Source organism: Bacillus sp. BK450 (genome assembly GCF_004364885.1).
Taxonomy (GTDB): domain Bacteria; phylum Bacillota; class Bacilli; order Bacillales; family Bacillaceae; genus Bacillus; species Bacillus safensis.
Map to the genome: position 1 here is coordinate 718,190 of NZ_SOBQ01000001.1, position 13,254 is coordinate 731,443.

A 13,254-nucleotide genomic window follows, 5' to 3' on the forward strand; every position below is an offset into this window, starting at 1 on the left:
ATAGCTTGTTCGTCTATAAGGAAGCGAAAAGGCAAAATGAATTTTTACCGTGTCAAAAGATGATTTTAATGATCCTCTCTTCAGGAAAATTAAAAATCCCCCTTATAGAAAAGGGGGAAAATACAATCTTTATAAAAGTGGTGATAATAATCTTGCTGTTGATTCAAACAGTCTGACCCCCAAAGGTCTCTTTGCAAACTCTTCTGGAACAATTTCATGTGACTGCTCTAAATCACCTAAGAAATCGTTGACGAGCTTCTCGGTGCTTTTTGTTTTATAGAGGAAGGCATTCACTTCAAAGTTTAAATGAAAGCTTCTCATATCCATGTTTGCCGTTCCTATCGAAGCCAGCTCGCTATCCACAATAATAAATTTACTATGCATAAAGCCTTGATCATACTCGTACACCTTTGCCCCTGCGTCAAGAAGCTCCGGGAAGTATGAACGAGACGCATGGAAAACAATCCGTTTATCTGGATTCTTTGGAGCAATAATCCGTACATCTACTCCGCTCAATGCGGCAATTTTCAATGCGGACAAAATATCATCATCCGGCACAAAATACGGTGAAGCGATCCAGATGGACTTTTTGGCGGAGATGATCATGGAGAAAAAGAGATTTTTAATGACCTCCCACTGCTTGTCAGGCCCGCCAGCAATCATTTGTACGCCTTCTGTTGTACTCTCAAGGTGGCTGAAATCTTTGAAATAGTCCACACCAGAGCATCTTTCATTCGTCATATAATACCAATCTTGCATGAAAATCTGCTGAAGGTCACGAACAGCTTCGCCCTTAATCATCAAATGAGTATCACGCCAGAATCCATATTGTCTGCTTCTGCCCATGTATTCGTCTCCAATGTTAAGCCCGCCGACAAATCCCACTTCCCCATCAATCACGACAATTTTCCTATGATTTCGGAAGTTGATTTTATTATTTAAAAGGGGGAGCCTTACTGGTAAAAACGGAACGATCTGAACGCCAGCCTTTTCTAGGTCAGCAATATATTGACGGGAGAGATTTAAGCTTCCTACATCGTCATATAAAAAGCGGACAATCACGCCATTTTTCGCTTTTTCAATGAGAATGTCCTTTAATTCTTGGCCAAGGTCATCGTGGCGGAGAATGTAATATTCTAAATGAATGTGATGTGTTGCTTTTTTAATCTCTTCAAAAATATGAGAGAATGTTTCTTCACCATTGGTTAAGACTTTAGAGGACGTGCGATATGTAATAGGAGTATGTCCAAGTCTGTGGGCCAGCTTAAATAAGAGCTGCTGATGATCACCCATATGCGTCATTTTTTCAATTGCTTCTCTATGAATACTTTCATCTTCCTGGATTAACTTCTCGTCCAATACCGCCTTCTTTTCAAACAGCCGGCGCTTTTTAATATTGCGTCCAAAGAAAATGTAGAACAAAAAGCCGAATAACGGAAAGCTGCCAAGCAGGACAAGCCATGTAATCGTTTGAGACGGATTCCGGTTCTCCAAGAAAATAACAAATCCGATGAAAATAATCGATAAAGTAAATAGAACACTGACAGAACTTAATACACTTACCGCTAAATCACCGACAATCAATTGGATGATTAAATAAGCACCTATCGTAATGATTAGAAAAAATAGAACTTTGACTACATTTCTCATTTCATTTTTCTCCTTGCCGATCTCTTTATTTACCTATTCATTCAGATAAAAAAGCCGATTCCTCTATAGAAATCGACTTTTTGTGAGTTACGAGAAGTGCTGTTGAATCGTTTCAAGGGCATTCCCTTCGATAATCAGCTGACCGTATTCTTTCAGTCTGTAGATGCTGACCACTGATTCATGAGCATATTCAAGCAAAATGCTGAGCTTATTCTCCACTTGCTCATCTGACAAATCCTCGTGGAAGTCAACATATAGATAATAACGGTTTTCAAACGAATATAAACTTGTGGTAAAATCCTGCATATTTAATTGAGAAAGTGCAATCAAATCTTCAAAGTCATCCATTTTCAACACGAATTGAAGTTGAAGTTTTTTGTCCTTCTCATTATGGTCTTCTTGATCTTGCTCTTCTTTATGAAAATCATCAAGCAGTGCGTCTAAGCTTTCTTCATCTGTTTGATCTTTTTTATCTTCTGGAATCGGCAATTCGAGCTTTTGTCCATCTTTAGAAAGTTGGGCTTTTGTCACGACAATTTCAAGACCTTTATCAAGTGCCTGTACTTGAATCCAAAGCGGCCCCTCTACTGCAAATTCTTCTTCTTCGTGCACTTCGTCCATTACTTCCCAAAACAGCTCTTCACTGCGCTCACGATTATACCAAATTTCTTCACGGTCAAATCCGCGATCTTCAATATCACCGTAGGAAATATAAAATTTTACTGTATGTTCATTTATTCTTTCGATTTCCATTTTGCCAACCTTCCCTTCTATATAAGATGTTGAAGGGACATACAAGCTCCCAATTAATAGTACTTTACTACACTTTACCCGTTCCGTCTACATGTTAACCGTTTAAAGAATTGAGGTATTGCTTCGTACTGTCTATTTTATGATAAAACATGAATAAAAGAAATAAAAACGCATTTTTTGCAGAGAAAACTTGCAGAAACATATATTTGAATTGTCTTCATATATTGGTTGTACGAGCTCTATTAGGACAAGAGGTGAAATGGATGGAAACAGAGTGGATCGTATCCTTACTGATGATTATTGGCATAGACCTGATTTTAGGCGGAGATAATGCGCTCATCATTGCGATGGCCAGTCGAAGTTTATCACATGACAAACGCAATAAAGCCATTTGGATCGGCACTCTTTTGGCCGTTCTGATGAGAATTACAATGACTGGTGCCGCAGTATATTTATTGACTATCCCTTATTTGCAGTTTATTGGCGGTCTTTTTCTCCTTTATATAGGATACAATCTGTTAATTGAACAAAAGAAGGAATCGATTCGGATAAAGAGCAGCGGCTCCCTTTGGCGTGCGGTTCAAACCATTGTGATTGCAGACCTCTTTATGTCACTTGATAATGTCATCGCAGTTGCAGGTGCGGCAAAAGGCAACATGATTCTGACCGCTTTTGGCCTCATGATTTCTGTACCGATTATTATTTGGGGAAGCAAGCTGATTCATGCAGCTTTAACTAAATTTCCGTTTCTTTTATACGGAGGAAGTGCGCTTTTGGCCTTTACTGGCGGAGAAATGATTGTGCGTGATGTGAAATTGACTGAATTTATGTCACAGCATGCCACGCTTGAATTGATGCTTCCGTTTTTAACCGTCATTACGGTCATATTAGCAAGCCTCTTTTACGAACAAACGGCTGAAAACAAATAAAAAAAGCTGCCAAATGATCGGCAGCTTTTCGTGTTTTTATTAGTTAGCAAGTCGCTGAGCTTCTCTTAGTTGGAATGTACGAACCGTTCTTGGTAAGAAACGTCTAATTTCATCTTCATTGTACCCAACTTGTAATCTTTTTTCATCCAAGATAATTGGACGACGCAAAAGACCTGGATGCTCATTGATTAGTTTATACAATTGTTGAAGCGGCATTGTCTCAACATTGACATTTAGTTTTTGGAATACTTTTGAACGTGTTGAGATAATTTCGTCTGTACCGTCTTCTGTCATTCGAAGAATTTCTTTGATTTCATCGATTGAAAGAGGCTCAGAAAAAATGTTTCTCTCTTGATATGGGATATTGTGCTCTTCTAACCACGCTCTTGCTTTTCTACATGATGTACAGCTTGGTGATGTGTATAATGTTACCATAAATCTTCACTCCTCAATTTGTAGAATGAATATTGATCTGTATTCTTAAATTAAAATTGTTCTAAATAAGTAATCTTTATAGTGATTATACTATAAAAAAGTAAGTGTGAACAGATTTTCTTGCAATTTTTGTGACAAAAACTAGACAATTTCATTCATTTTGTGGTGCTGCTGGATGTCAGAACATTCTCATTTAGTCGAGATGATCGAAAATATTTTTTTGCTTTCTATTTTCAATGATCTTCAATACATCATCAACATCCTCATACGATTGTCCATACCATTCTTCATCTTTATACGTATGGATTCGTTCATAGGTCTTCCTCATGGCTTCCATGATCTCTTCCTCATGATTTGTAAGAGGAGACCAATAAAGAATTTCCATGCGGTTCACTTCATTTGTTGCAAGTGACCTGCGTTTATAACCGATTGATTCTGCATGCTTGAAGTGCTCTCTTTGGTAAAACTTTAGGCGTTTTGCAGTATCTGCATCATCTTCATCTACAGGCTCGACCTCAAGCAAGATCGGTTTCTTTTTTTCCTTCAGCTTATGAATAAGCTTTGACCCGAGGCCTTCACCTCTTGCATCTTTGGAAACAAATAAATAATCAATAAAGATGAAAGAATCAAATTCGGCGTACATCATCACATGATGAGGTCCTTCCTCCTTATGATAAATATCACTTCTTTCCTTTAATAAAGCTTCCATATGCTCTTTTGACTTCATTTCTTCTATCGGGAAATATTCACTGAGCTTTTCATACCAATTCATGGATCTGCTCCTTATGCTATAGTTAAGAACCACTTCCTTAGATATTCCCGATTTCCTGCTATTTAAACGCCTGTACTAGTAAGACGCAGCAAAGTCTAAAGTAGTTTCACTTTTTTTCAATTAACGCAAAAAAAGTTTTATAACGAACGATTCATGACGAGTTGAATGCAGACAAACAGGATAAGTGTCATGGCAATTTGAAGCATGATGAAATAAAGATATTTTACACGCCGTGCTTCTTGCTTCTGACCGCTTGTCTTTCGGTTAAGCATATATTCCACTGAAAAAGACACAATCCCAATGAGCACCATAAACGCGAGCATCCACTTTCCTCCGTTTGGTTTCCTGAAAAAAGACGTTGAAAAAAGCATAAATACAATGAGAACATGGAGCAATGAATAACGAAAGGTTTTCCAATTTAACATTTGATTTCCTCCGGTATCTGCTTGTACTTAACTAAAAATTACCATCATCTTGTTTTTTTGTAAAATAAAAAAAGAAGCACTGACTTAGCAGTGCTTCTTCCTTCTTATGATTGTTTCGCCTGTAGCTCTTTGAATTCTTCCTCTGTGCAGCTCACAAAGTGACCTGGCTTCACTTCACGGAACTCGGTGTTTGTTCCTTTGTGAACAGATGGATCATACTTGATTCGTTTGCGGTTACGCTCATAATCAGGATCTGGAAGCGGAATCGCAGACAGCAATGATTTTGTATATGGATGAAGCGGGTTTTCGTATAATTCATTCGCTGGTGCCAGTTCAACCAATTTTCCGAAATACATCACGCCGATACGATCGCTGATGTATTTTACCATGGACAAGTCATGGGCAATGAATAAGTACGTTAAACCTTTTTCCTCTTGAAGCTCTTTCAATAAATTGACGACCTGCGCTTGGATCGACACGTCTAATGCAGAGATTGGTTCATCGGCGATGATGAAATCCGGCTCTACTGCTAATGCACGTGCAATTCCGATACGCTGCCTTTGACCGCCTGAGAATTCATGCGGGTATCTGTTCGCGTGCTCTTTGTTCAAGCCAACAGTTTCAAGTAATTGGTACACACGCTCTTTACGCGCCTGTTTTGTTTTTGCAAGGCCATGAATGTCGATGCCCTCTGCAATGATATCAAGCACTGTCATTCTAGGGTTGAGTGAAGCATATGGATCTTGGAAGATCATCTGCATTTGACGGTTGAACTCAAGCATTTTTTGTCTTGATTTCTTCCCGTGTACATTTTCGCCCTTATAAAGAACTTCACCATCTGTCGCATCATAAAGTCTAATGATCGAACGGCCCGTAGTGGATTTACCACAACCAGACTCACCTACAAGACCTAGCGTTTCACCCTTGTAAATATCAAATGAAACCCCATCAACTGCTTTCACAGTTCCTCTTGCTGTATGGAAATGCTGTTTCAAATTTTTGATTTCTAACAGTTTTTCTGCCATGCTATTCACCCTCTTTTACTAATACAGGTTTTTCGTAGCTACCTTCTAGTTCACGCATTCTCGCCTTTACAGAAGCAGGCGGTTCAACTTTAGGTGCATTCGGATGAAGTAGCCATGATTTCACATAATGCGTATCTGATACTTTGAACATTGGCGGTTCTTGTTCAAAGTCAATTTTCATTGCATAATCGCTGCGGAGTGCAAATGCATCTCCTTTCGGCGGGTTTGTCAGATCTGGCGGTGTTCCTGGAATGGCAGTCAGCTTTCCTTCATCTCCGCCATCTGTGTCAAGACTCGGCATGGATGCTAAAAGTCCCCATGTATATGGATGCTTAGGATTGTAGAAAATTTCATCAACAGTCCCTGTCTCCACAATCTGTCCTGCATACATAACAGCTACACGATCAGCGACGTTGGCAACAACACCTAGATCATGCGTAATAAAGATAATCGAAGTGTCAACCTTTTGCTGAATTTCTTTCATTAATTCTAAAATTTGTGCTTGAATTGTTACATCAAGTGCAGTCGTTGGCTCATCGGCAATCAGCAGCTTTGGATCTGCTGCAAGCGCCATGGCGATGACAACCCTTTGTCTCATCCCGCCACTAAATTCGTGCGGATATTGTTTGATTCTTTTTTCAGGCATTGGAATTCCAACGAGCTCCAATAGTTCAATGGCTCTTTTTTCAGCCGCTTCTTTTGAAATTTGTTCATGCTTGAACAGCACTTCTGTAATTTGTTTCCCGACTTTCATCGTTGGATTCAAAGATGTCATCGGATCTTGGAAGATCATTGAGATATCTTTTCCTCGAATGGTTTGCATTTGTTTCTCAGTTTTCTTGACAATATCTTGGCCATCAAACAGGATCTGTCCGCGCTTGAAATAACCCGGCGGCATCGGAATTAATCTCATGATCGCTTGTGATGTCACACTTTTACCAGAGCCAGATTCACCTACAATAGCAAGTGTCTCGCCTTTATTTAAGTGGAAGTTCACACCACGAATGGCTTGAACCTCTCCACCATATGTTTTAAATGAGATTGCAAGATCTTTCACCTCTAGAATACGTTCACGTTCCATCCTAATCACTCCTTATTTACGCAACTTCGGATCTAAAGCGTCTCTTAGTCCGTCTCCAACCACGTTAAAACCAAACATTGTAATACAGATAAATGCGGCTGGGAACCATAATCTCCAAGGGTAGTACGTCATGGCTGGAATTCCATCAGACGCCATTGTTCCCCAGCTCGCTAACGGAGCCGGTACACCAAGCCCTAGGTAGCTTAGGAATGCCTCTGTGAAGATAGCAGAAGGAATCGTTAATGTCATCGTCACAAGAATTGGTCCCATTGAGTTTGGAATTAAGTGTTTAAATAAAAGTCTAGATGTTTTCGCACCTAATGTTTGTGCTGCAAGAACGTATTCTTGACTCTTTAATTGTAAAACCTGTCCCCGAACAATACGTGCCATGTTAATCCAGCCTACGACTGTCATGGCGAGGATAATCGTTAATAATCCTTTTGGCAGAACAACCATCATTAAGATAACCATTAATAGTGTTGGAATTGCCCATAAAACGTCTGCGATACGCATCATCACTTCATCTGTACGGCCGCCTTTGAACGCAGCAATACTTCCCCAGATAATACCGATGATCACGTCAAGGACCGCTGCAGCAAGGCCGATGAAGATCGAAATTCTTGCCCCGACCCATGTACGGACAAACATGTCACGTCCTAAATCATCTGTACCAAACCAGTGCTCTTTTGAAGGCGGCTGGTCAGCATTCAGCAAATCGGTCGTGGAGTAATCATATTTAGAAAACATCGGAACAAAGATGGCCAGCATCACAATAATAAAAATGATTGTAAGTCCAACCATTGCAAGTTTATTGGCACGGAAGCGAAGCATGGCATCCTTCCATAAAGATAGACTAGGTTTAGAAATTTTTTCAGATTCTGCTGCGTCAGCTGTCGCAGGCACAAATAAATCTTTTCTCATCTCTTCCATGTGTTAGACCCCTTTCTTCGCCTTCGTCAGTTTAATTCTAGGATCGATAATACCGTAGAGGACGTCAACGACTAGAATACTGATTAATAGAATAATACTGTAGAAGACTGTAACACCCATGATGACGGTGTAATCACGGTTTGTAATGCTTGTGACAAAGTGAGAGCCTAATCCAGGGATACCAAAAATCTTCTCAACGACAAAACTACCTGTTAAAACTGAAGCAGCCATTGGTCCCATGTATGTGATAACAGGTAACAATGCGTTTCGGATGGCGTGTTTGATCGTCACAGCTGATTTTGTTAAGCCTTTCGCTCTAGCCGTTCTAATGTAGTCACTATTTAGTACTTCAAGCATACTTGACCGTGCAAGTCTAGCGATAAATGCCATTGGCATGAAGGAAAGTGCAATAGAAGGTAGTACGGTGCTTGCCCAAGACTCCCATCCTGCAACTGGGAAGATCGCTATAATACTTGCCTCAGATGCAAATACATATTGTAGTAGCGCCGCTAAAATGAAACTTGGAACTGAAATTCCAAAGATCGTTAAAATGGCAATCGTATAGTCTTGCCACTTGTTATGATAGAGCGCTGCAAGGACCCCAAACAATACACCAAATGCTAATGCGAGGAGAATTGCCTCAATTCCGAGGGTAAAGGAAACGGGGAATCCAGAACTGATTAAGTCATTTACAGTTTGTCCTTTATATTTAAATGAGGGACCAAAATCTAATGTTGCAACTGAACCTAGGTAGTTTACATATTGAACAAATAAGGGCTTGTCCAATCCGTAGTGCTCGTTTAGGTTTGCTTCAATTTCAGCAGGAAGTTTCTTCTCTCCAGAGAATGGACCACCAGGTGCTGCCTGCATGAGAAAGAAAGTTGCAGTTACAATAACAAACAGTGTGATTAAAATATATATTAATCGCTTACCGATATATTTAAGCAACGGAATTGCACCTCCATGATTTTACAACAATTTCTCTAATCAGCAAGAAAGGTATATGGAGAGACATCCTCCATATACCTTAAGATCCTTGCCGTAGATCTCTTACACTATTACTCTTACTTTTCGAAATGTGCCCATTTGTATTGAACATCACCTAGTCCAGATACAACTACACCTTTAAGTTTTGGATCTTGTACCCAAAGCTGAGTGTAGAAGTAAATTGGTGCTACAGGCATATCGTTGATGATGATTTCTTCTGCTTTTTTCAGCATTTCTTCACGCTTCGTTTTATCTGTTTCTTTTGCAGAATCATTCAACAATTGTTTGTACTCTTTGCTTTCCCATCCAGTGTCGTTGTTTCCACCGTCTTTATCTTTGTAAAGCTCAAGGAAGTTCACTGGATCGTTGAAGTCACCTAACCAGCCCATACGTCCGATTTGGTAGTCTCCGCTGTGGATTTTGTCGATGTATACGTTCCACTCAGAGTTATCAAGTTCAACTTTCACACCTAAATCTTTTTTCCACATTTCTTGAATTGCTTGTGCAATCTTTTGGTGGCCTTCATCTGTGTTGTAAGAAAGTTTCAATGTTGGAAGATCAGAAACAGACTTATAACCTAATTCTTTCGCACCTTTTTCAAGAAGCTTTTTAGCTGTATCTACATCATGATCTTTGAAGTAGCCAGTTTTGTTATCAGTGAATCCTTCCATTGTTGGTGGAACGATTGCCATTGCTGGAACTTGTTCACCTTGCGTAATTTTGTCAACGATCGCTTGACGGTTGATTGAGTATGCAAGGGCCTTACGGATGTTTGCATTGTTTAAAGGTTTTACTTCTGTGTTGAATTTGTAGTTATAGATACCAGCGATCGTCTGGATTTTCAGACCGCCCTCTTTTTTCAATGTTTTTAAAGACTCAGTTGGAAGGCTTCCAGTCGGAGAACCAGCCCAGTCAAGCTCACCTTTTTTGAACATGCTAAGTTCAGTGTTTGTATCTTTGATCATAGACATGTTGATTTTTTTCAATTTCACAGTATCTTTATCCCAGTATTCATTGTTCTTTTCAAGCGTGATAGAACCGCCATGTTTCCATTTAGAAAGAACGAATGGTCCGTTAGATACGTAGTTTTCACCAGCATTTGTGTACCAGTTTTTATTCTTTTCAGCCACTTTTTTGTTGACTGGCATATAAGTATAGAATGCAGTTAGTTCAGTAAAGAACGGTGTTGGGTTCTCTAGCTCAACTACAAGCGTTTTGTCGTCTTTAGCTTTAATGCCAACATCAGCAACTTTCGCTTTCCCTTTGTTTGCTGCTTCAGCACCTTTAATATAGTAAAGCTGGTAAGCATATTGAGATTCATTTTTAGGATCTAATGCCCATTTCCAAGCATATTCAAAATCTTCTGCTTTTACAGGGTCACCATTAGACCATTTTGCATCACGAAGTGTGAATGTATAAGTTTTACCATCAGCACTTGTTTTGATATCAGAAGCCATTGCATTTTCTGGCTTTCCTTCAGCGTTAATTCTTGTTAATCCCTCAAAAGTCTGACGGATGACACTACCTGAAGTTGAATCATTTGCCAATCCCGGATGTAGAGAAAAAGGCTCAGTGGAGATATTCACATTTAATGTTGTTTTAGCCTCTCCAGAACTGCTCGTGCTGTCGCCTGATTTGTTTCCGCTGAAACCACAAGCGCTTAATACAAGTGTGAAAATAAGCATTAAAGTAACAACAGACCAACGCTTTTTCAACTGTATTCCCCCTTATAATATGTTTTTAGTTCAAAGGTCTCGATAGAAGATGAGATTCAGATTTAAGAAATAGCGTAAAAAAGTCCCTAAATAGCTCACTTTCTATTTCTTTTGTTTTTTCTGAATTTTCACTATGTAAAGAGCCTAGCACAAACGTGTGAACAAATTCATTATAATGAATAGAATAATTTATTGCAATATCAATTTCATATATTTTTTAAAAACGTAAATGGGGATAAAGAGGGATTTTTATAAACTAAAGTCTCAATCACTTCAACAAATTAAAGCGTAAATTGATTAAAATAATTTAACAAATTCAGCAGGAATAATGTTTTATACATATAATTAATCATCCTTTTTTAAAAAATTCTGACAGATATTTGGTATTTTATCTAAAATTTTAAGTGTCGATAGGCATGATGAGAAGGTCACATAATGGCTTCGTGACTTTTTCATGGTCATCCTTTATAATAGATAGACATATTGTTGCGATGAAAAAGAAGAGTACATATATTCACCATTTACAGAGAGTCTGCGGCTGGTGTGAGCAGATAATGGCATGTATGGAATGGGCTTTGGAGCAGCTAACCGAACACTTCTAAAAAAGTGAGTAGGCTTAGACGGAGCAGTCTCCGTTATCAACGTCTTGAGTGATTTCTATGTGAAATAACAAGGGTGGTACCACGGTTCATTCGTCCCTTTTCTGTTGAAAAGTGATGGGTGGACCTTTTTATATTGAAGAAAAGAGGTTTTAGTATGACAAAGAAGACAATTTTTTCAGGCATTCAGCCGAGCGGTTCTGTCACATTAGGGAACTATATTGGAGCAATGAAGCAATTTGTCGATTTGCAGCATGACTATAATGGCTATTTTTGTGTTGTCGATCAACATGCGATTACAGTGAGTCAGGATCGATTAGCTCTCCGTCAAAATATTAGAAGCTTAGCAGCTCTTTATTTAGCTGTTGGTCTTGATCCAGAGAAAGCGACATTGTTTATCCAATCAGAGGTACCTGCTCACGCCCAGGCAGGATGGATGCTTCAATGTGTTGCTTATATTGGGGAATTAGAAAGAATGACCCAATTTAAGGACAAATCCGCTGGTAAAGAAGCAGTTGTTTCAGGCCTATTAACGTATCCCCCATTAATGGCTGGCGATATCTTATTATATGGTACTGATTTAGTCCCTGTTGGAGAAGACCAAAAGCAGCATCTTGAATTGACTAGAACGCTCGCTGAACGCTTTAACCGAAAGTACAATGACATCTTCACTGTGCCTGAAGTGAAAATTCCAAAAGAAGGCGCACGGATTATGTCTTTAACAGATCCAACGAAAAAAATGAGCAAATCCGATCCGAACCAAAAATCTTTCATTACCTTATTAGATGAACCAAAGCAGCTTGAAAAGAAAATTAAAAGTGCTGTGACGGATTCAGAAGGCATCGTCAAGTATGACAAAGAGAACAAGCCTGGTATAGCCAACTTGCTGACGATTTATTCTGTATTAGGCAACATATCCATTGCAGAGCTGGAGCAAAAGTACGAAGGCAAAGGATATGGTGAGTTTAAAGGAGATCTTGCGAACGTTGTCGTTGATGCTTTAAAACCAATTCAAGATCGATACTATGAACTCATTGAATCAGACGAGCTTGACCGCATTCTAGACGAAGGTGCTGAAAAAGCAAACCGCGCAGCAAACAAAATGCTGAAAAAAATGGAGAATGCGATGGGTCTTGGCAGAAAACGCAAATAAAAAAAGCTTGCAGCACGACTCGCTGCAAGCTTTTTCTAATTTACTTTTGATTCGTTTTCCATTTCCCAAAGCTTTTCGAAAAAAGGCTGTCCTTTAATCATTTTTTCACAGAAGGCTAAATGATTATCTGACCACCCATCAATCGTTTCATTGTAAAGCATGTTCCAAATCTCTTCGAAAGACATTCGTTTGATTTGGTTGTACATGCGCGGGTTCCATTCCGTATACCAATACGCAATCTCCGCCCTGTTTTTAAGCCCTTTTAATTGATCGAGCGCCATAAACATCAGTTGTTTCAGCTGTCTTTCTTTTCTCGTTAATCCGCTGATATGCTGCGGCGGCAGTGATAGAATATGATACTCTTTCGTCGATTCAAGGCTGTCCTTAGAAAATTCATATTCCTCTGCCTTCACATCTTTCACCATTTCATACACCAATTGCTCCTGCCTTGGGATCAAGCGGCTTTTTCTCACAGGTATGGAATATCCAATCGTATCTACAGCAATAATTCGAATGCCGTCTGTGACCACAAAGCAATACTCTAATTTACGGCGTTCATGATTTTTTCGTATATAAGATTTCTCAAATACAGACTCTAGCAGCGTCTTTGGCAGCTCTGAAAGATCATTTTCTATGTAATCAAACAAAGGACTCTGCACCTTAAGTAAAGGCACTTGATCTAACAGTTCAACGCTGTCCTCCTTACGCCACTCATGAAAATGACACACATTGTAGCCATTTTCTTCCCCTTCAAACCAATTCACCCATACGTCATGAAGAAATAACATAACCAATCCCTC

At 39.3% G+C, this 13,254-nt stretch carries 13 protein-coding genes and 1 other annotated feature; of the genes, 2 read left to right on the top strand and 11 right to left on the bottom strand.

Annotated elements, in window-relative coordinates; all coding sequences use genetic code 11:
* Positions 1–129: 129 nt before the first annotated feature.
* A complete protein-coding gene (gene cls / locus EV579_RS03790; protein WP_024426475.1) occupies positions 130–1,650 on the bottom strand; it encodes a cardiolipin synthase in 1,521 nt (506 codons plus the stop codon).
* An 87-nt stretch (positions 1,651–1,737) separates the two neighbouring features.
* Positions 1,738–2,403 carry an adaptor protein MecA gene (gene mecA, locus EV579_RS03795; RefSeq protein ID WP_024425038.1) on the bottom strand — a complete coding sequence of 222 codons (666 nt, stop codon included), beginning with the start codon at positions 2,401–2,403 and terminating at the stop codon, positions 1,738–1,740.
* A gap of 263 nt (positions 2,404–2,666) precedes the next feature.
* Here mecA and EV579_RS03800 point away from each other — a divergent pair, with 263 nt between their 5' ends.
* The gene (locus EV579_RS03800; protein WP_024426476.1) at positions 2,667–3,332 is read left to right on the top strand and encodes a TerC family protein; all 666 of its coding nucleotides are present in this window, start codon (positions 2,667–2,669) and stop codon (positions 3,330–3,332) included.
* A gap of 39 nt (positions 3,333–3,371) precedes the next feature.
* Here EV579_RS03800 and spxA read toward each other — a convergent pair whose 3' ends face one another.
* The 8 genes from spxA to EV579_RS03840 all read right to left on the bottom strand — a co-directional run bounded on the left by spxA (position 3,372) and on the right by EV579_RS03840 (position 10,702).
* Positions 3,372–3,767, bottom strand: a complete 396-nt coding sequence (gene spxA / locus EV579_RS03805; RefSeq protein WP_003211421.1) for a transcriptional regulator SpxA — start codon at positions 3,765–3,767, stop codon at positions 3,372–3,374.
* Positions 3,768–3,960: 193 nt separating this feature from the next.
* Positions 3,961–4,539, bottom strand: coding sequence for a GNAT family N-acetyltransferase (locus tag EV579_RS03810; protein WP_024425040.1), 579 nt, complete (start codon positions 4,537–4,539; stop codon positions 3,961–3,963).
* 137 nt (positions 4,540–4,676) lie between these two features.
* Entirely contained in the window at positions 4,677–4,964 is a 288-nt protein-coding gene (locus EV579_RS03815) for a hypothetical protein (protein ID WP_044334753.1), read from the bottom strand.
* Positions 4,965–5,068: 104 nt separating this feature from the next.
* Positions 5,069–5,989 (bottom strand): ABC transporter ATP-binding protein, encoded by a 921-nt coding sequence (locus EV579_RS03820; RefSeq protein ID WP_024425041.1) that lies wholly within the window; start codon positions 5,987–5,989, stop codon positions 5,069–5,071.
* 1 nt (position 5,990) lies between these two features.
* Entirely contained in the window at positions 5,991–7,070 is a 1,080-nt protein-coding gene (locus EV579_RS03825) for an ABC transporter ATP-binding protein (RefSeq protein ID WP_024425042.1), read from the bottom strand.
* A gap of 12 nt (positions 7,071–7,082) precedes the next feature.
* Complete coding sequence (locus tag EV579_RS03830) at positions 7,083–8,000, bottom strand: ABC transporter permease (RefSeq protein ID WP_024425043.1); 918 nt, start codon at positions 7,998–8,000, stop codon at positions 7,083–7,085.
* 3 nt (positions 8,001–8,003) lie between these two features.
* On the bottom strand, positions 8,004–8,948 hold the full coding sequence (locus tag EV579_RS03835; RefSeq protein ID WP_024425044.1) for an ABC transporter permease: 945 nt from the start codon (positions 8,946–8,948) through the stop codon (positions 8,004–8,006).
* Positions 8,949–9,064: 116 nt separating this feature from the next.
* Complete coding sequence (locus EV579_RS03840) at positions 9,065–10,702, bottom strand: peptide ABC transporter substrate-binding protein (RefSeq protein ID WP_024425045.1); 1,638 nt, start codon at positions 10,700–10,702, stop codon at positions 9,065–9,067.
* 482 nt (positions 10,703–11,184) lie between these two features.
* Positions 11,185–11,405: a binding site (T-box leader), on the top strand.
* Between the two features lie 53 nt (positions 11,406–11,458).
* Here EV579_RS03840 and trpS point away from each other — a divergent pair.
* A complete protein-coding gene (gene trpS / locus EV579_RS03845; protein ID WP_024425046.1) occupies positions 11,459–12,454 on the top strand; it encodes a tryptophan--tRNA ligase in 996 nt (331 codons plus the stop codon).
* A 35-nt stretch (positions 12,455–12,489) separates the two neighbouring features.
* Here the strand turns inward: trpS and EV579_RS03850 are convergent, their stop codons facing one another.
* Positions 12,490–13,242, bottom strand: a complete 753-nt coding sequence (locus EV579_RS03850; protein ID WP_024425047.1) for a YjbA family protein — start codon at positions 13,240–13,242, stop codon at positions 12,490–12,492.
* Between the last annotated feature and the right edge of the window lie 12 nt (positions 13,243–13,254).

Excerpts from the sequence above, each read along its gene's own strand:
- cls (WP_024426475.1), bottom strand. The coding sequence starts at position 1,650 with ATGAGAAATGTAGTCAAAGTTCTATTTTTTCTAATCATTACGATAGGT.
- mecA (WP_024425038.1), bottom strand. The coding sequence starts at position 2,403 with ATGGAAATCGAAAGAATAAATGAACATACAGTAAAATTTTATATTTCC.
- EV579_RS03800 (WP_024426476.1), top strand. The coding sequence starts at position 2,667 with ATGGAAACAGAGTGGATCGTATCCTTACTGATGATTATTGGCATAGAC.
- spxA (WP_003211421.1), bottom strand. The coding sequence starts at position 3,767 with ATGGTAACATTATACACATCACCAAGCTGTACATCATGTAGAAAAGCA.
- EV579_RS03810 (WP_024425040.1), bottom strand. The coding sequence starts at position 4,539 with ATGAATTGGTATGAAAAGCTCAGTGAATATTTCCCGATAGAAGAAATG.
- EV579_RS03815 (WP_044334753.1), bottom strand. The coding sequence starts at position 4,964 with ATGTTAAATTGGAAAACCTTTCGTTATTCATTGCTCCATGTTCTCATT.
- EV579_RS03820 (WP_024425041.1), bottom strand. The coding sequence starts at position 5,989 with ATGGCAGAAAAACTGTTAGAAATCAAAAATTTGAAACAGCATTTCCAT.
- EV579_RS03825 (WP_024425042.1), bottom strand. The coding sequence starts at position 7,070 with ATGGAACGTGAACGTATTCTAGAGGTGAAAGATCTTGCAATCTCATTT.
- EV579_RS03830 (WP_024425043.1), bottom strand. The coding sequence starts at position 8,000 with ATGGAAGAGATGAGAAAAGATTTATTTGTGCCTGCGACAGCTGACGCA.
- trpS (WP_024425046.1), top strand. The coding sequence starts at position 11,459 with ATGACAAAGAAGACAATTTTTTCAGGCATTCAGCCGAGCGGTTCTGTC.
- EV579_RS03850 (WP_024425047.1), bottom strand. The coding sequence starts at position 13,242 with ATGTTATTTCTTCATGACGTATGGGTGAATTGGTTTGAAGGGGAAGAA.